17 protein-coding genes are annotated in these 17,725 nt (G+C 72.4%); 10 read left to right on the top strand and 7 right to left on the bottom strand.

The features are described 5' to 3' along the window. Nucleotides 1-42: 42 nt before the first annotated feature. Complete coding sequence (locus tag MTR79_RS25625; protein ID WP_048456784.1) at nt 43-996, top strand: ROK family glucokinase; 954 nt, start codon at nt 43-45, stop codon at nt 994-996. A 97-nt stretch (nt 997-1,093) separates the two neighbouring features. After that, entirely contained in the window at nt 1,094-1,852 is a 759-nt protein-coding gene (locus tag MTR79_RS25620; protein ID WP_244792042.1) for an endonuclease/exonuclease/phosphatase family protein, read from the top strand. Between the two features lie 110 nt (nt 1,853-1,962). Here MTR79_RS25620 and MTR79_RS25615 read toward each other — a convergent pair whose 3' ends face one another. Together MTR79_RS25615 and MTR79_RS25610 are read right to left on the bottom strand one after the other, a co-directional pair. Further along, on the bottom strand, nt 1,963-2,556 hold the full coding sequence (locus MTR79_RS25615; RefSeq protein WP_244792041.1) for a hypothetical protein: 594 nt from the start codon (nt 2,554-2,556) through the stop codon (nt 1,963-1,965). Then, complete coding sequence (locus MTR79_RS25610; protein WP_244792040.1) at nt 2,549-3,346, bottom strand: alpha/beta fold hydrolase; 798 nt, start codon at nt 3,344-3,346, stop codon at nt 2,549-2,551. The genes MTR79_RS25615 and MTR79_RS25610 overlap by 8 nt, the downstream gene beginning before the upstream one ends. Nucleotides 3,347-3,532: 186 nt before the next feature. On the opposite strand from MTR79_RS25610, the gene MTR79_RS25605 reads away from it, so the two are divergent. From MTR79_RS25605 to MTR79_RS25585, 5 genes are all read left to right on the top strand, one after another. Further along, the gene (locus MTR79_RS25605) at nt 3,533-4,357 is read left to right on the top strand and encodes a lysophospholipid acyltransferase family protein (protein WP_048456954.1); all 825 of its coding nucleotides are present in this window, start codon (nt 3,533-3,535) and stop codon (nt 4,355-4,357) included. Between the two features lie 35 nt (nt 4,358-4,392). Then, a complete protein-coding gene (locus tag MTR79_RS25600) occupies nt 4,393-5,628 on the top strand; it encodes a DUF5931 domain-containing protein (RefSeq protein ID WP_244792039.1) in 1,236 nt (411 codons plus the stop codon). Then, nucleotides 5,625-6,302, top strand: coding sequence for a response regulator transcription factor (locus MTR79_RS25595; RefSeq protein WP_244792038.1), 678 nt, complete (start codon nt 5,625-5,627; stop codon nt 6,300-6,302). The genes MTR79_RS25600 and MTR79_RS25595 overlap by 4 nt, the downstream gene beginning before the upstream one ends. Before the next feature lie 136 nt (nt 6,303-6,438). After that, nucleotides 6,439-7,467: a 6-phosphofructokinase gene (locus MTR79_RS25590; RefSeq protein WP_086704333.1), complete on the top strand. Its 1,029-nt coding sequence runs from the start codon at nt 6,439-6,441 to the stop codon at nt 7,465-7,467. Nucleotides 7,468-7,686: 219 nt separating this feature from the next. Further along, nucleotides 7,687-8,682: a 2-hydroxyacid dehydrogenase gene (locus MTR79_RS25585; RefSeq protein ID WP_163079302.1), complete on the top strand. Its 996-nt coding sequence runs from the start codon at nt 7,687-7,689 to the stop codon at nt 8,680-8,682. Here the strand turns inward: MTR79_RS25585 and MTR79_RS25580 are convergent. Beyond that, nucleotides 8,634-10,514 carry an anthranilate synthase family protein gene (locus MTR79_RS25580; protein WP_244792037.1) on the bottom strand — a complete coding sequence of 627 codons (1,881 nt, stop codon included), beginning with the start codon at nt 10,512-10,514 and terminating at the stop codon, nt 8,634-8,636. The genes MTR79_RS25585 and MTR79_RS25580 overlap by 49 nt on opposite strands. A gap of 259 nt (nt 10,515-10,773) precedes the next feature. Between MTR79_RS25580 and MTR79_RS25575 the strand changes: the two genes are divergently transcribed. Both MTR79_RS25575 and MTR79_RS25570 read left to right on the top strand, forming a co-directional pair. Next, nucleotides 10,774-12,126, top strand: a complete 1,353-nt coding sequence (locus MTR79_RS25575) for a 3-deoxy-7-phosphoheptulonate synthase class II (protein WP_086704337.1) — start codon at nt 10,774-10,776, stop codon at nt 12,124-12,126. Nucleotides 12,127-12,289: 163 nt separating this feature from the next. Beyond that, a complete protein-coding gene (locus tag MTR79_RS25570; RefSeq protein WP_086704339.1) occupies nt 12,290-12,529 on the top strand; it encodes a (2Fe-2S)-binding protein in 240 nt (79 codons plus the stop codon). Between the two features lie 21 nt (nt 12,530-12,550). Here the strand turns inward: MTR79_RS25570 and bfr are convergent, their stop codons facing one another. Further along, nucleotides 12,551-13,069, bottom strand: a complete 519-nt coding sequence (gene bfr, locus MTR79_RS25565; protein WP_048456794.1) for a bacterioferritin — start codon at nt 13,067-13,069, stop codon at nt 12,551-12,553. A 185-nt stretch (nt 13,070-13,254) separates the two neighbouring features. Between bfr and MTR79_RS25560 the strand changes: the two genes are divergently transcribed. Beyond that, nucleotides 13,255-13,902 carry a sulfite oxidase-like oxidoreductase gene (locus MTR79_RS25560; RefSeq protein ID WP_048456795.1) on the top strand — a complete coding sequence of 216 codons (648 nt, stop codon included), beginning with the start codon at nt 13,255-13,257 and terminating at the stop codon, nt 13,900-13,902. Nucleotides 13,903-13,918: 16 nt separating this feature from the next. On the opposite strand, the gene MTR79_RS25555 is transcribed toward MTR79_RS25560, so the two are convergent. The 3 genes from MTR79_RS25555 to MTR79_RS25545 form a co-directional block, all read right to left on the bottom strand. Then, nucleotides 13,919-14,797: a deoxyribonuclease IV gene (locus MTR79_RS25555; protein ID WP_244792036.1), complete on the bottom strand. Its 879-nt coding sequence runs from the start codon at nt 14,795-14,797 to the stop codon at nt 13,919-13,921. Nucleotides 14,798-14,845: 48 nt separating this feature from the next. Further along, nucleotides 14,846-16,774, bottom strand: coding sequence for a Stk1 family PASTA domain-containing Ser/Thr kinase (pknB, locus tag MTR79_RS25550; protein ID WP_189366701.1), 1,929 nt, complete (start codon nt 16,772-16,774; stop codon nt 14,846-14,848). 156 nt (nt 16,775-16,930) lie between these two features. Continuing rightward, nucleotides 16,931-17,725, bottom strand: a complete 795-nt coding sequence (locus MTR79_RS25545; RefSeq protein WP_086704343.1) for a thiazole synthase — start codon at nt 17,723-17,725, stop codon at nt 16,931-16,933.

Raw genomic sequence — 17,725 nt, 5'->3', positions numbered from 1 at the left:
GTACCGTTGGCGTAGCGGGGCTCGACCGAAACTGAGGGATTCATGGGACTCACCATCGGCGTCGACATCGGCGGCACGAAGATCGCGGCCGGCGTGGTCGACGAGGAAGGCACCATCCTCTCGACCCACAAGGTGCCGACCCCGGGCACGTCCGAGGAGATCGTGGACGCCATCGCCTCCGCGGTGGAGGGAGCACGCGCCGGACACGACATCGTCGGCGTGGGCATCGGCGCGGCCGGATACGTCAACCGCCAGCGCTCCGAGGTCTACTTCGCCCCGAACATCCACTGGCGCAACGAGCCGCTGAAGGAGAAGGTCGAGGCCCGCGTGGGCCTCCCGGTCGTCGTGGAGAACGACGCCAACGCGGCGGCCTGGGGCGAGTACAAGTTCGGCGCGGGCAAGGGCCACCGCAACGTCATCTGCATCACCCTGGGCACCGGCCTCGGCGGCGGCGTGATCATCGGGAACAAGCTGCGCCGCGGCCACTTCGGCGTGGCCGCCGAGTTCGGCCACATCCGCATGGTGCCGGACGGCCTGCTGTGCGGCTGCGGCTCCCAGGGCTGCTGGGAGCAGTACGCCTCCGGCCGCGCCCTCGTCCGCTACGCCAAGCAGCGCGCCAACGCCACCCCCGAGCAGGCCCAGACCCTGCTCTCGCTCGGCGACGGCACCCCCGAGGGCATCGAGGGCAAGCACGTCTCCATGGCAGCCCGCCAGGGCGACCGGGTGGCAGTCGACTCCTACCGCGAGCTGGCCCGCTGGGTCGGCGCGGGCCTGGCCGACCTCGCCTCCCTGTTCGACCCGTCCGCGTTCATCGTCGGCGGCGGCCTCTCCGACGAGGGCGAGCTGGTCCTCGGCCCGATCCGCAAGTCGTACCGCCGCTGGCTGGTCGGCGGGAACTGGCGTCCCGTCGCCGACGTCCTCGGCGCCCAGCTCGGCAACAAGGCCGGCCTGGTCGGCGCCGCCGACCTCGCCCGCGAGCCCGACCCCGTCATGTGACGGCCCATCGGCACCCGGCCGGCGCCCGCCCGACCTCCCGAGGGGAACGGCGGGCGTCGCCGTTCCCGGGAGGCCTCCGCGGCGTATCTTGATCCGCATGGCGACGACTGAGCTGCTGCCAGGGTCCCGCACCGACGCCGACGGCTCGGCCGTCGTCCGGGTCCTCAGCTACAACATCCGCTCGATGAAGGACGACACCGCCGCCCTCGCCCGGGTGATCGGCGCCTGCGCGCCCGACCTGGTGCTCCTGCAGGAGGCGCCGCGGTTCTTCCGCTGGCGCAAGAAACTCGCCCGGCTCGCCTCCGACTCCGGACTCGTGATCCTGTCCGGCGGGGCCACCGCCGCCGGGCCCGCCCTGCTGTGCTCCCTGCGCGCCACCGTCGAGCGGACCGAGGACGTGCTGCTGCCGCTCACCCCGGGGCGGCACCGGCGCGGCTTCGCCACCGCCGTCGTGCGGTTCGGCGGGGCCCGGCTCGGCGTGCTGAGCTGCCACCTGTCACTGGAGAAGGGCGAGCGTTACGAGCAGGGCGGGATGCTGCTGGACCGGGTGGCCGGGATGGGCGTCGACCACGCCGTCGCGGGCGGGGACCTCAACGACGAGCCGTCCGGACGCGCCTTCCGGCGGCTGGCCGGCACCCTGACGGACTGCCGCACCGCCGCGCCCTGGGGCGGCGAGCACACCTGGACGCACAGCGACCCGCCCAAACGCATCGACGCCCTGTTCGTCACCGAGGGCGTCGAGGCGCTGGGCTGCGGCGTCCCCCACGACCAGCCCGGAGTGACGGAGGCGGACCTGCGGGCGGCGACCGACCACCTGCCCGTGCTGGCCGCCCTCGCCGTGCCCGCGGCCGTCTGACGGTGGTCGGACCTCCGCATCCCGGATCGGGCCGTCGTCGCCGTGTCAGCGGCTGTCCGACCGCCGCGCTCCGGCCAGGGGCGCCGTGCCCGGCGGCCGCCTGGGCGCGGTCAGACCACGGCGCCGCGGCCCGGGTCCTCGTCGTCCTCGTCGTCCGTGCGCATCCGCATGACCAGCGTGAGCGCGCCGCCCAGGAAGCCGCCGACGCACGCGGTGGTCAGCCACCAGGTCATCTCCCAGCCCAGCAGTATCGCCAGCAGGAGCAGCAGCGGCGCGCCCAGCACCCCCAGCCAGGCGAACTTGGAGGTCACGTCCGCCTCCGGCAGCGGCGGCGGCTCCGGCGGCACGAAGTGCCCCTCGTCGCTCTCGTCGAGGTCCTCCTCGGCCGGCTCCGCCACGCTGTAGTCACGCGGCCCGACCCCCGGCGCGAACGCCACCGAGCCGCCCAGGGGCCTGGCCGGCGGCTCCTCCTCCGCCTTCCGCGGGAGCGCCTTGGTCCCGACGCCGTCCCCGCCGTCCTCGTCGTTGGTCTCGGGCTCCAGCAGCGCCAGGTCCTCCACCGACTTGAACGGCTTGGCGCCCGGCGGGTCCGGCGGCTCCTCGCCGTACCCGGCGACGATCGCCTCCCACGCGGCGGCCTCGTCGAAGGGGACGCCCTTCTCCTCCGGCTCGCGGCCCTCACGGTCCGAGTCGTGGTCAGCCACCTGCGGTCGTCCCTTCCTTGCCGAGACCGGGCTCCCTGACGGCGCCGGGTGCGACCCGGCCGATGAACGCGGTGCTCTCCCGGAAGATCAGCTCCGCGTCGTAGTCCAACGTCGCCACGTGGTAGCTCTGTTCCAGCAGGACCTCCGACACGTCCGTCGACGACACCCGGGACAGGATCCGCGCCGAGTCCGCAGGCGGCACCACATGGTCCTGCGGGCTGCGCATCAGCAGCAGCGGCTGCGTGACCTGCGGCAGCTCACTGTCGACCAGCCGGAAGAAGTTCCGCAGGGAGTGCGCCGCGTGCAGCGGCACCCGGTCGTACCCCAGCTCCCGCGTCACCGGCTTGGCGATGTCGCTCGCGATGCCCTTGGTCGCCGGGACGAGATGACGCAGCACCGGGAGGGCGTGCGCCGCCACCCCGTGCACCCTGTTCGCCGGGTTGACCACCATCACCCCGCTCACCGCGTCACCGTGGAGCGCCGCCAGCCGCAGCGCCAGCGCGCCGCCCATCGACAGCCCGGCCACGAACACCCGCGCCGAGCGGTCCCGCAGCAGCCGCAGCTCGCGGTCCACCTCCGCGTACCAGTCCTGCCAGCCGGTCACCCCCAGGTCCTGCCAGCGGGTGCCGTGCCCGGGGAGGAGCGGCAGCGACACGGTCAGCCCGCGCTCGGCGAGATGCTCCGCCCACGGACGCATCGACTGCGGCGAACCGGTGAAGCCGTGACAGAGGAGGACGGCGGTCTGACCGCCCTCGTGGCGGAACGGCTCGGCTCCGGTCAGCAGCGGCACCTTCGGCCTCCTGTTTCCTGGACTTGTGGAAGGTCCGGCACGTCGTCCCGGCCGGCACAGGGATTGCAGGACCTTCACCGTACGCGACCGCATCGACACCGACCAGGGCCGTCGGGGCCTTCGGCGCCGCTCCGGGATATGGTCTGACCAACACGCACAGGAGGCACTCGGTTGTTGTACGGCACGATGAAGGTCGCCATCGGAGGGCCGCTGAAGCTCGCCTTCAGGCCCTGGGTGGAGGGCGTGGAGAACATCCCGGCCGAGGGCCCCGCCATTCTGGCCAGCAACCACCTGTCGTTCTCGGACTCCTTCTTCCTCCCCGCGGTGCTCGACCGCAAGGTCACCTTCATCGCGAAGGCGGAGTACTTCACCACTCCGGGCGTCAAGGGCAGGATGACGGCGGCCTTCTTCAAGGGCGTCGGCCAGCTCCCCGTGGACCGCTCCGGGGCGCGCGGCGCCGGCGAGGCGGCGATCAAGAGCGGCATAGAGGTGCTGGAGCGCGGTGAGCTGTTCGGGATCTACCCCGAGGGCACCCGCTCGCCCGACGGCCGTCTCTACCGCGGCAAGCCGGGCGGCCTGGCGCGCGTGGCACTGGCCACCGGCGCGCCCGTCATCCCGGTCGCCATGATCGACACGGAGAAGATCCAGCCTCCGGGCCAGGTCGTGCCCAAGCTGATGCGCCCGGGCATCCGGATCGGCAAGCCCCTCGACTTCACCCGCTACCAGGGCATGGAGCACGACCGCTTCGTGCTCCGCGCGGTGACGGACGAGGTCATGTACGAGATCATGAAGCTGTCCGGCCAGGAGTACGTCGACATGTACGCCACCGCCATGAAGCGGCAGCTCGCCGAGGCGGCCAAGGCCGAGAAGGAAGCGGAGAAGGCGGAGAAGGAGGCCGAGAAGGCCGCCAGGGCCGCCGTCGCCCGGGCCGACAAGGAGCAGGCGGAGAAGGTCAGGGCGGCCATGGAGCAGGCGGACCGGGGACAGACCGGGGGACCGTCCGAGCCGTAGCCGGGCCGGGCACGCACCGGGGGGAGTGGGGGAACATGGCCCAGCGCGACAGAGTCATGCGCATGTCGGTCGAGCAGCCGCTGTGGCGCGCGCTCGCCGGCTACCGCGTCCTGGCCATGATCTACGCGATCGGCCTGTTCGCCGCCGCCCACGACGGGTTCACCCGCCCCTGGCTCGCGATCGCCTACCTCGCCGTCCTCGGCGTGTGGACCCTCGCCACGCTGCCCCAGGTCGCGAGCGCCGCCGCCTGCACCAAGCCGTTCCTCGCCGTCGACCTCGCCGTCGCGCTCACCGGCATCCTGATCACCCCGCTCGCCGACGCCGTCCAGCGCGTCCACGACGGCGGACCCACCCTGCCCTCCATATGGACCGCCGGATCCGTGCTCGCCTTCGCGATCAAAGGCGGCTGGCGCTGGGCGGCCCTCGCCTCCACCCTGGTCGCCGTCGCCAACCTGATCGAGCGCGGCACCCCGGCCCGCGACACCGTGCACAACGTCGTCCTCGTCTGGGTCGCCTCCATCGCCATCGGCTACGTCGTCGAGGTCGCCCGCGCCTCCGAGCGCACCCTCGCCCGCGCCCTGGAGATCGAGGCCGCCACCCGGGAACGGGAGCGCCTCGCCCGGGACATCCACGACAGCGTCCTCCAGGTCCTGGCGATGGTGCAGCGGCGCGGCGCCGTCATCGGCGGCGAGGCTGCCGAGCTGGGCCGGATGGCCGGCGAGCAGGAGGTGGCGCTGCGCACCCTGGTCTCCGGCGGCCTGGTCCCCGTCTCCCGCGCCTCCGAGGACGCCGCCCGGGACGCCGTCGTACGCGGCGCGGCGGAGGACGAGCCGGACGACGGGCCGGTGGACCTGCGGTCCCTGCTCGCCCCGCACGCCGGGTCCCGGGTCGGCCTCGCCGAACCCGGCGCGCCCGTGCCGCTCGCCCCGCAGGCCGCGCGCGAGGTGGCCGCCGCCGTGGGCGCCGCCCTGGACAACGTCCGCCGGCACGCCGGGGAGCAGGCCCGCGCCTGGATCCTGGTCGAGGACGAACCGGACGAGGTGATCGTCACCGTCCGCGACGACGGCCCCGGCATCCCGGAGGGACGGCTCGCCCAGGCCGAGGGGGAGGGGCGGCTCGGCGTGGCCCAGTCCATCCGGGGCCGGCTGCGTGACCTCGGCGGCAGCGCCGACGTGATCTCCGTGCCGGGACAGGGCACGGAGGTCGAACTCCGGGTGCCGAAGCACCACCAGCAGACGAACGACCCGCGGGGGAAGGCGGAACAGCGATGACCGGGACGGCACCGATCAGGGTGATGGTGGTCGACGACCACCCGATGTGGCGCGACGCCGTCGCCCGCGACCTCTCCGAGTCCGGCTTCGAGGTCGTCGCCACGGCCGGCGACGGCGACCAGGCGGTGCGCCGCGCCAAGGCCGCCGCGCCCGACGTCCTCGTCCTCGACCTCAACCTGCCCGGCAAGCCCGGCGTGCAGGTCTGCAAGGAGGCCGTCGCCGCCGACCCCTCCGTCCGGGTGCTGGTGCTCTCCGCCAGCGGCGAGCACGCCGACGTCCTGGAGGCCGTGAAGTCCGGCGCCACCGGCTACCTGCTGAAGTCCGCCTCCACCGAGGAACTGCGGGACGCCGTGCGCCGCACCGCCGACGGCGACCCGGTGTTCACCCCGGGCCTCGCCGGACTGGTCCTCGGCGAGTACCGCCGCCTCGCCTCCGAACCGGCCGCGCCCGCCGCCGGCGGTGAGGAGCAGAAGGCGCCCCGGCTCACCGAACGCGAGACCGAGGTGCTGCGCCTGGTCGCCAAGGGCCTGAGCTACAAGCAGATCGCCGAACGCCTCGTCATCTCGCACCGCACCGTGCAGAACCACGTCCAGAACACCCTCGGCAAACTCCAGCTCCACAACCGCGTGGAACTCGTCCGCTACGCCATCGAGCGCGGCCTCGACGACGAGTAGTCCCGTCCTCCCGTCCCAACACCCGGACACTTTCCGGTATTTACCGTCTCGGCCATGTCGATGTGACCCCGGTCACCCTTACCGTGCCAGGTGGGAACGAACGGCATTCCGTCAACCATGGCGAAGGGACGCTTCCATGCGGGTCGGAGTACTGACCGGAGGCGGCGACTGCCCCGGGCTCAACGCCGTCATCCGGGCCGTCGTCCGCAAGGGCGTACAGGAGTACGGCTACGAGTTCACCGGGTTCCGGGACGGCTGGCGCGGTCCCCTCGACGGCGTCACCGTCCCCCTCGACATCCCCGCCGTGCGCGGCATCCTGCCCCGCGGCGGCACCGTCCTCGGCTCCTCGCGGACCAACCCGCTCAACCAGCAGGACGGCATCCGCAGGATCAAGGACAACCTCGCCGCGCTCGGCGTGGACGCCCTCGTCACCATCGGCGGCGAGGACACCCTCGGCGTCGCCACCCGCCTCGCCGACGAGTACGGCATCCCCTGCGTGGGCGTGCCGAAGACGATCGACAACGACCTGTCCGCCACCGACTACACCTTCGGCTTCGACACCGCCGTGGGCATCGCCACCGAGGCCATCGACCGGCTGCACACCACCGCCGAGTCCCACATGCGGGTGCTGGTCGTCGAGGTGATGGGCCGCCACTCCGGCTGGATCGCCCTCCACTCGGGCCTGGCCGGCGGCGCCAACGTCATCCTCATCCCCGAGCACCCCTTCGACGTCGACCAGGTGTGCGCATGGGTGACCTCACGGTTCCGCGCCTCGTACGCGCCGATCGTGGTCGTCGCGGAGGGCGCGGTGCCGCGCGACGGCGACATGGTGCTCAAGGACCAGTCCCTGGACGCGTTCGGACACGTCCGGCTGTCCGGGGTCGGCGAATGGCTCGCCAAGCAGATCGAGAAACGCACGGGGAAGGAGGCCAGGACCACGGTCCTCGGCCACGTCCAGCGCGGCGGCACCCCCAGCGCGTACGACCGCTGGCTCGCCACCCGCTTCGGGCTCCACGCGATCGACTGCGTCCGCGACGGAGACTTCGGCACGATGGTCGCCCTCCAGGGCACGGACATCGCGCGAGTCCCGATAGCGCACGCGACAGCCCAGTTGAAGACGGTCCCACCGACCCTCTACGAGGAGGTGGGGGTCTTCTTCGGGTAGCGCCTGGCCGCGGGCGGTCCGTGGCCGGTCGCGCAGTTCCCCACGCCCCTGAGGGGCGCTTCCGCCGCGGCCCGCTGACAACACCCCCGCAGTCGCCGGGCTGCGCAACGCCCCCGACCCACATCGACACCCGGGACCATCCGGCCCACGCCAAGCGCAGCGACGGCCCCGTAAGCTCCCCGCAGGGAAGCAAACCGGCGCAAACCCCCGGAGGGGCCCGTGGAACTCCTCGCCTTCGGCGTCCAGGCAGACGAGAAGCCGCTCATCGAGCAAGCCTTCGCAGACCACCACCCCACCCGCACCCTCGACGTCTTCCTCACCACCGACACCGCCCCCATCGCCGCCGGCCACGAGATCATCTCCACCAGCGTCAACTGCGACCTCGGCGCCGACGTCCTGTCGAACCTCGCCGCCGGCGGCACCCGGATGGTCGCCCAGCGCTCCACCGGCTTCAACAACGTCGACCTGGACGTCGCCGAACGCCTCGGCATCACCGTCGCCCGCGTCTCCTCCTACTCCCCGTACTCGGTCGCCGAGTTCGCCTGGACCCTCGCCATGGCGGTCAACCGCCGTATCGTCCGCGCCTCCACCCGCACCCGCGACTTCGACTTCCGTCTCGACGGGCTGATGGGCCGCGACCTGCACGGCCGGACCGCCGGCGTGCTCGGCACGGGGAAGATCGGCGAGGCGTTCGCCCGGATCGCCCGCGGCTTCGGCATGCGGCTGCTCGGCTGGGACGTCGCGGAGAACCCGGCCTGCCGGGAGCTGGGCATGACGTACGTCCCGAAGGAGCAGCTGCTCGCCGAGTCCGACCTGGTCAGCCTGCACGTCCCGCTGCTGCCCAGCACCCGGCACCTCATCGACGCGACCGCCCTGAAGACCATGCGGGACGACGCGATCCTGGTGAACTCCAGCCGGGGCGGCCTCGTCGACACCGCCGCCCTCGTCGACGAACTGCGCGCCGGCCGCTTCACCGGCGTCGGCCTGGACGTGTACGAGGCGGAGGCGGGCCTGTTCTTCCTCGACAAGTCCCTGGAGGCCGTCGACGACGACACCCTGGCCCGCCTCGTCACCTTCCCCAACGTCCTGGTCACGTCCCACCAGGCGTACTACACCGTGGACGCCGTCACCCAGATCGTCGCGACGACGGTCGACAACGTCCTCGACTACACCGCGGGCCGCCGCTCCGGGAACGTGCTGGTGCCGCGCAGCTGACCCACCAGCTCCCGCACCACGGCCGCCCCGTCCAGGCTCAGCACCGACTCGGGGTGGAACTGGACGCCTGCGAACCCGGGGCCCCGCACCGCGTGCACCTCGCCGTTCGCCGCGCGGCTCACCTCGACACCGTGCGCGGCCAGCTCCCGCGCGGCCTCGTCGTCGCAGTGCGCCACGAAGCTGTTGTAGAAACCGACCGTCTCCGGCCGTCCGAACAGGTCGATCTCCGTCTGCGCCCCCTGGTACGGCACCTCCTTGCGGACGATGTCCAGGCCCAGCTCGGCCGCGATCAGCTCGTGGCCGAGGCACACGCCGAGCACGCCGTGCCGGTTGCCGGCGATCACCTCGGCGGTCAGCCGGCGCAGGAACCGCATCTTCGGGTCGGCCGTGTCCGAGGGGTCGCCGGGACCGGGGCCCAGCACCAGCGGGCCCTCGTGCGTCAGCGCCGCCTCCCGCAGCCCGGGCTCGTCGTAGCGGCGCACGGTGACGTCCAGTCCGGCCGCCCGCAGCACATGGGCGAGCATCGCGGTGAAGGTGTCCTCCGCGTCCACGACCAGCGCGTGCCCGGTCAGCGTGTCGGCCCGCTCCTGCATCCGCAGCCAGAACGGCGCGAGCGAGGCCCGGCGCCCGTCCAGCGCGGCCCGCACCCGCGGGTCCTCCGCGAGCCTCGGCCGCACCGCCTCCGCGCGCGGCCGTCCGGGGCGCACGCCCAGCGCGGCCAGAACGCCCGCGGCCTTGGCATGGGTCTCCGCGACCTCGCCGGCCGGGTCCGAGCCGCGCACCAGCGTGGCGCCGACCGGCACCCGCAGCCGTCCGGCGGCGTCGATGTCGGCGGTGCGGATCAGAATGGGGGAGTCCAGCGTCTGGGCGCCGCCCTCGTCGCGGCCGAGCAGGGCCAGCGCGCCCGCGTAGTAGCCGCGTCCGCCGGCCTCGTGCCGTTCGATCACCCGGCAGGCGTTCTGCACCGGCGAGCCGGTGACGGTCGCCGCGAACATCGTCTCCCGCAGCACCTCGCGCACGTCCAGCGAGGACCGGCCGCGCAGCTCGTACTCGGTGTGCGCGAGGTGGGCCATCTCCTTCAGCCGGGGGCCGATCACCACGCCGCCCATGTCGCCGACCGTGCACATCATCTTGAGCTCCTCGTCGACGACCATCGACAGCTCCTCGATCTCCTTGCCGTCGGCGAGGAAGCGGAGCAGGTGCTCGGGGGTCGGACCCTCGGCGGGGTAGCGGTAGGTGCCGCTGATGGGATTCATCACGACCGTTCCGCCCGACGCCCGTACGTGCACCTCGGGGCTGGCCCCGACCAGGGTGCGGTCCCCGGTGTGCACCACGAACGTCCAGTACGCGCCCCGCTCGCCCTCCAGCAGCCGCCGGAACAGCGCGAGCGCGTCGGCCCGCCCGAATCCGGGGATCTCACCCTCGTACGTTCTGCGGATCACGAAGTTGGCGCCCTCGCCCCGGCCGATCTCCTCGTCGAGGACCCGGCCGACGATCCGCGCGTACTCCTCGTCGCCGACGTCGAAGCCGCCGCCCTCGACCCGCACGTCGTGCGACGGGAGCGCCGCCAGGGCCTCGTCGAGCGGGATCTCGTGACGCTCCTCGGGTGTCAGCACCAGCAGCGGGGTGCCGTCGTCGCGGACGTCGAAGCCGCGCTCGCGGATCTGCCGGAAGGGCACCAGCGCCAGGCCCTCGTCGGGCAGGTCGGCCAGACGGTCGCGGGAGGTGACCGGGCCGGTCAGCAGCTCCACCGTGTCGTGGTCGTGGCCGGGGGTGCGGCGGCGCAGCAGGGCGAAGGGACGGTTCTCGTGCGGGAGCCGTGCCAGGTCCATGGGGCGTTCCTCGTTTCGTCGCTGTCGTGAGCGGTGAGGAACGGCCCCGGAAACCACCGAAGGCCGCCCCTCGGGCGGCCTTCGCGAAGTCGGTGCGTACGCGCAGTCAGTGGGCCGCCGGATGAGCGGTCCACCACCAGGTGCGGGTCGAGTGCGCGAACATGGCCCCGACCTTAGCGCATCGCGCACCGGTGCGGCCCCTGTCTCATTTCCTGGGCGTCGGGATGGACGACCGTTCCGACCCCGTAATGTGGGACGCGTGACCGTGAACGCTAAGACCAGCGCGAGCGCTGGCAACACCTGGCGAGACCTGCCCGCGGCGCAGCAGCCCGAGTACCCCGACCCCGAGGCTCTGCGCGCAGCGATCGCGGACCTCGAGTCGTATCCGCCGCTCGTCTTCGCGGGCGAGTGCGACCAGCTGCGCGCCCGGATGGCGTCCGTCGCCAAGGGAGAGGCGTTCCTGCTGCAGGGGGGCGACTGCGCCGAGGCCTTCGACGCCGTGTCCGCCGACCACATCCGCAACAAGCTCAAGACGCTGCTCCAGATGGGCGCCGTCCTCACCTACGCGGCCTCCGTGCCCGTGGTGAAGGTCGGGCGGATCGCCGGGCAGTACTCCAAGCCCCGCTCCAAGCCGACCGAGACCCGTGACGGCGTGACGCTGCCGACGTACCGGGGCGACTCGGTCAACGGCTTCGAGTTCACCGAGGAGGCCCGGGTCCCGGACCCCGAGCGGCTGAAGCGGATGTACCACGCGTCGGCGTCCACGCTGAACCTGGTGCGCGCCTTCACCACCGGCGGTTACGCCGACCTGCGCCAGGTGCACGCCTGGAACCAGGACTTCGTGAAGTCGTCGCCCTCCGGCCAGCGCTACGAGCAGCTGGCGAGGGAGATCGACCAGGCGCTGAACTTCATGCAGGCCTGCGGCGCGGAGCCGGAGGAGTTCAAGACCGTCGAGTTCTTCTCCTCGCACGAGGCGCTGCTGCTCGACTACGAGTCGGCGCTCACCCGCGTGGACTCCCGCACCGGTCAGCTGTACGACGTCTCGGCGCACATGGTGTGGATCGGTGAGCGCACCCGGCAGCTGGACCACGCGCACATCGAGTTCGCCTCGCGGATCCGCAACCCGATCGGCATCAAGCTCGGCCCTACCACGACGGCCGAGGAGGCGCTGCAGTACATCGACCGCCTCGACCCGGAGCGGGAGCCCGGCCGGCTGACGTTCATCGTGCGGATGGGCGCGGACAAGATCCGCGACAAGCTCCCCGAGCTGGTGGAGAAGGTCACCGCGTCCGGCGCGACCGTGGCGTGGGTGACGGACCCGATGCACGGCAACACCTTCGAGGCCGCCTCCGGGCACAAGACCCGCCGCTTCGACGACGTGCTCGACGAGGTGAAGGGCTTCTTCGAGGTCCACAAGGAGCTGGGCACCCACCCGGGCGGCATCCACGTGGAGCTCACGGGTGACGACGTCACCGAGTGCGTGGGCGGCGGCGACGAGATTTTCGTCGACGATCTGCACCAGCGCTACGAGACGGCGTGCGACCCGCGGCTGAACCGCAGCCAGTCGCTCGACCTGGCGTTCCTGGTCGCGGAGATGTACCGGGACCAGTGACCGGCCGGGCCGGCTGACAGCAGTCGGGGGTGGGGCGTGTCTCACACGGGATCACGCCCCACCCCCCTTTTCCGCCCACGCGGGGCGCAGGTAAGGTTAGGTTTGCCTCACCGGCGGAGGGTCGGTACGGCACGACCCCAGTCTTCGTCGGGAGGTGACCCGCGTGTTCGTCTGCAGCTGCTTCGGCGTGACCGAGGAACAGGTGAGGAGCCACGCGGAAGCCGGTGCCTGCACGCCCCGGCAGATCGCCTCCGCCTGCAAGGCCGGCACGGACTGCGGCGGCTGCGTCCGGCGCATCCAGGCGCTGCTCGGTCGTGGCGCCTGCCCCCGGCGGCAGCTCGTCGACCAGGGCGGGCAGCCGCTCGTGGCAGAGGTCGCGGCGGAGGTCCCGGAAGCCGCCTAGGTGTGCTGTTCCGGGAGGCCGTCAGGGCGTCTTGAACCCGTGCGTCCCGGGGCCCGAGGGGTCCGGCTGGGTCTGCTCGACGACTGTCGACAGGTAGAGCGCCTCGCCCAGTTTGTCGATCAGCTCGAGCTGGGTGTCCAGGTAGTCGATGTGGTGCTCCTCGTCGGCCAGGATGGCCTCGAAGATGTTGGCCGAGGTGATGTCGTTCTTGTTGCGCATGACCTCGACGCCGCGGCGGAGCCGGTCGATCGCCTCGAGTTCGATCTCGCGGTCGGCCTGGAACATCTCGGTGACGGTCTGCCCGACGCGCACGTGGAACAGCCGCTGGTAGTTCGGCAGGCCGTCCAGCAGCAGGATCCGGTCGGTGAGCAGCTCGGCGTGACGCATCTCGTCGAAGGACTCGTCGCGGGTGTACTTGGCGAGCTTGTACCAGCCCTTGTGGTCCTGGAGCTTGGAGTGCAGGAAGTACTGGTTGATCGCCGTCAGCTCGGCGGTCAGCTGCTCGTTGAGGAACTCGATGACCTCGGGATCGCCCTGCATGGCACGGGCTCCTTCCGCGTGGGGGAAATGTGCGGGTCGGGGCGCATGATTGCACCGGCGCGAAAGATCGTCCAGTAAGTCTTGACTTAGTAAGTAATCCCATACTTGGTCTGTTATGACCCTGAATGACCGAATGTGTGAGGCCCGATTCAGGGGCATGGCCACCGGTCTGTCAGGATGGGGACATGGGTCAGCCGGCGGAACGCGAATCGGGGGAGCGCGCGACACGAGGAGCGACGGATCTCCAGCTCCCGCCGGGACAGCGGCTCCAGAAGGGCTGGCCGGTCACCCACTACGGGCCCGTCCCCAAGTTCCGCCCGGAGCGCTGGGAGTTCCGGGTCTTCGGCGCCACCGCCGACGGCGGGAAGCACTGCTGGACCCACGAGGAGTTCACGGCGCTGCCGTACACCACCGTCGAGGCCGACCTGCACTGCGTGACCAAGTTCAGCATGATCGGCGCCGAGTGGGGCGGGATCCCGGCGCGCACGGTCGTGGAGATCGCCCCGCCCGCACCCGACGTCACCCATGTGATGGTGTGGGCGGAGTACGGTTTCAGCTCCAACCTGCGGCTCGAGGACTTCACGTCCGACCGCACCCTCTTCGCCACCCACAAGGACGGTGAGCTGCTCACCGCCGAGCACGGCTTCCCGCTGCGCCTGATCGTGCCGCACCTGTACGCGTGGAAGGGCCCCAAGTGGGTCCGCGGGGTGGAGTACATGACCGCCGACCGCCGCGGCTTCTGGGAGGAGCGCGGCTACCACAACGTCGGCGACCCCTGGAGGGAGCAGCGCTACTCCTACCAGGAGGAGCCCGGGGACGGCCCCGAGCTCTGACCCGCCCCGCCGGCTCTCAGCCGTCGCGGAGCTTCTTCAGCCGCTCCACGTCCGCCGCGTGCCCCTCCTTGCCGCCGGGCGTCTCGATCACCAGCGGTACGCCCGCGGTCTCCGGGTGCGTCATCAGGTCCCGGAACGGGTCCTCGCCGATGTGTCCCGCTCCGATGTTGGCGTGCCGGTCCTTGTGCGCGCCGACGACGTCCTTGGAGTCGTTGGCGTGGATCAGCTTCAGCCGTCCCGCGCCGACGGTCGCGGCCAGCTCGTCCAGGGCGCGGTGCGCGCCGCCGGGCCCGGCCAGGTCGTGCCCGGCCGCGAAGACATGGCAGGTGTCCAGGCAGACGCCGAGCTTCGGATGGGCGTCCAGCTGCTCGAAGTACGGGCCCAGGTCCTCGACCAGGGAGCACAGCGAGGCGCCCTGGCCCGCGGTCGGCTCCAGCAGCAGGTACGGGTCGTCGTCACGGGTCAGCTCGTCCAGCAACGGCAGCACGTGCTCCCGCACCTGCCCCAGCGCCACCGCGCGCTCGCGTCCGCCGGTCGCGCTGCCGGTGTGCACCACCACACCCAGCGCGCCGATCTCCCGGCCGCGGCGCAGCGAGTGCCGCAGGGACTCCACCGACCGCTCCACGGTCGCCGGGGTGTGGGACCCGAAGTTGATCAGGTACGGGGCGTGCACGTACGCCGGGATCGACGCCTCGGCGCAGGCCGCGCGGAACGCCTCGTCCTGGAGCGGGTTGCCTGCGGGGGTGGCCCATCCGCGCGGGTTGGCGACGAAGACCTGCACGGTCTCCGCCCCCAGGTCACGGGCGTAGGACAGACCGACGGAGTGCAGACCGCCGGCCACGGGGACGTGACTGCCGATCGGGTTGCGGGCGGGGCCGGACGGGTGACTCTTCACCCGTCAAGGGTGTCACGGACGCGCGCGCCACCCGGACGGCCCCCTCCGTCACCTGATCCTCAGGGTGATCGTCGAGCCCTTGGGAGCGGTCTCGCCGCCGTCCACCGACTGGTCCTTGACGGTGTCGCCGAACAGGCCCAGCAGACCGCGGTCCTCCTTCACCCCGAACCCGGCGCCCTCCAGCTTGTCCCGGGCCTCGTCCACGCTGTCGCCGACGACGTCCGGCACCTCGACCATCTCCGGGCCCTTGGACAGCGTGAGGGTGACCGTGTCGCCCTCGGCGGCCTCACCGCCGGCGCCCGGGGTCTGCCGGGCGACCTTGCCCGCGTCGTGCTCGGAGTGGATCCGCCCGTCGGCGATCTCCACCTTGAGCCCGGCCTCCTCCAGCTCGGCGCGCGCGTCCTCCGGGTCGTCGCCCGTGAGGTCGGGCACGTCCACGGGGCTGCCCTTGCTCACCGTCAGCTTCACCGCGGTGCCCGCCCGGACCTCGGTGCCCTTGCCCGGCTCGGTGGAGATCACCGCGTCCCTCGGCACGGAGTCGCTGAGCTCGCGGGTCACCATGCCCGGCTCCAGGCCTTCGTCCTCCAGCAGCGACCTGGCCTTGTCCAGGCGGTAGCCGTCCAGGTCGGGCACCCGCACGGTCTCCGGGCCCTTGGACACGGTCAGGGACACCGAGGCGCTGCCGCGGACGCGGGCGCCCGCCGCCGGGTCGGTGCTGATCACCTTGCCGCGCTCGACGGTGTCGCTGTACGCCTCCTTGACCTCGCCGACGTCCAGTCCGGCCTCGGCGAGCCGGTCGCGGGCCTCCTGCTCGGTCTTCGACAGCACCGGCGGGATCTTCGTGAACTGCCCGGAGTTGATGTACCAGACGCCGGCGCCCAGGCCGAGCACCAGCAGCACGGCCACGACGATCGCCGCCGGGCCGCGGTGCAGCGCCGTGCGGCGCCGGGGCGGCAGCGGGGGAGGGGACTGCAGGCGGCTGGTGCGGTGGACGCGGTCCGCGCCGTCGTCGTCCTCGTTCACCGGGAGGGGGCGCGGCACGGTGAGGGAGCGCGGGATGACGCTGGTGCGGTCGTCGGCGTTGTCGTGCTCCGCGGACAGCGCCTGCGGGGGCATCGCGTCGAGCTGCTCGTCGGTGAGCCGGCCGCGCGTCTCGCGGGTCAGGGCGAACAGCGCCACCGCGTCGGCCGGGCGGACCTCGGCGTCGCGCGCGGTCGCCGCCCCGACCAGCGAGTCCAGCACCGGCGCCAGACCGGGCACCACCGCGGAGGGCGGCGGCACGTCGTCGTGCAGATGCTTGTAGAGGACGATCGCGGGGGAGTCGCCGTCGTGCGGCTTCTCGCCGGTCAGCATCTCGTAGAGCAGGATGCCGCAGGCGTACACGTCGACGCGGGGGTCGGCGGTGCCGTGCTCTATCTGCTCCGGGGCCAGGTACGACACGGTGCCAAGCACCGTGCCCGTGCTGTGGGTGACCGTGTCCACCGAGCGGACCAGGCCGAAGTCGGCGACCTTGACCCGACCGTCGTCCCCGATCAGCACGTTCTCCGGCTTCATGTCGCGGTGCACGAACCCCGCGCGGTGGGCGGCGCCAAGCGCGGCCAGCACCGGCTCCAGGATGTCCAGCGCGGCCCGCGCCTGCAGCGCCCCGCGCTCCCGCAGCACGTCCCGCAGGGTGCAGCCCGGGATGTACTCCATCGCGAGGTAGACGTACCCTCCGTCGGTGCCCTGGTCGAAGACCTGGACGACGTTGGGATGGGCCAGCCGGGCGACGGACTTGGCCTCGCGGATGAAGCGCTCCACGAAGCCGGCGTCGGAGGCCAGGGAGGGGTGCATCACCTTGAGCGCGAGGATGCGGTCGAGGCGGGTGTCCAGGGCCCGGTAGACCGTGGCCATCCCGCCGACGGCGATCCGCGCCTCGACGCGGTAGCGGCCGTCGAGCACCTGCCCGACCAGCGGGTCCTGAAGGGTCGTGTCCACGCAGCGAGTCTACGAGTCCGCGAGGACAGCCCCGGCCCGTTCAACCGCCGTTGGAGCGGACCTGTGACCTGTGTTACCCGGCCGCGTCCGAATCGCATCCGGGGCACAGGCCCCGAGGCCGGTTCCCCGGACGGACCGGAACGCTGCCGTCCGTCGTCAGAACGCGGGCCGTTCCGGGTCCAGCTCCGCCCGGCCCCCGACCGGCGAGGACGCCAGAGCGAAGTGGCGCCGGGGGATGCGTCCGGCCCGCCGCGCGAGCCGCCCCGCCTCCACCGCGCTCCGCATCGCGGACGCCATCAGCACCGGCTCCTGGGCGCGGGTCACGGCGGACGCCAGCATCACGCCCGCGCAGCCCAGCTCCATCGCCAGCGCCGCGTCCGACGCCGTGCCGGCCCCGGCGTCCAGGATCACCGGCACGCCCGCGCGCTCCACGATCAGCTCGAAGTTGTGCGGGTTGCGGATGCCGAGGCCGGAGCCGATCGGCGAGCCCAGCGGCATCACCGCCGCGCAGCCCACGTCCTCGAGCTTCCGCGCCAGCACCGGGTCGTCGTTGGTGTACGGCAGCACCGTGAACCCGTCGTCGACCAGCGTCTCCGCCGCGTCCAGCAGCTCCACCGGGTCCGGCAGCAGCGTGCGCTCGTCCGCCACGACCTCCACCTTCACCAGGTCCGTGCCCAGCGCCTCCCGGGCCAGCCGCGCGGTGAGCACGGCCTCCCCGGCGGTGAAGCAGCCGGCCGTGTTCGGCAGCACCTCCACGCCCAGCTTCCGCAGCACCGACAGCACCGACCCCTGCACCGTGGGGTCCACCCGCCGCATCGCGACGGTCGTCAGCTCCGTGCCGGACGCCACCAGCGCCCGCTCCAGCACGTCGAGGCTCGGCGCCCCGCCGGTGCCCATGATCAGCCGGGACGTGAAGGTCCGGCCGCCGAGGACGAGGGGATCGTCGGCCAT

It is taken from the genome of Streptomyces sp. BJ20 (genome assembly GCF_022869105.1).
Classification (GTDB): Bacteria; Actinomycetota; Actinomycetes; order Streptomycetales; family Streptomycetaceae; genus Streptomyces; species Streptomyces griseoincarnatus.
Note: the sequence above shows the minus strand (reverse complement) of the source record. Positions and strands in the feature narration are given on the sequence as shown.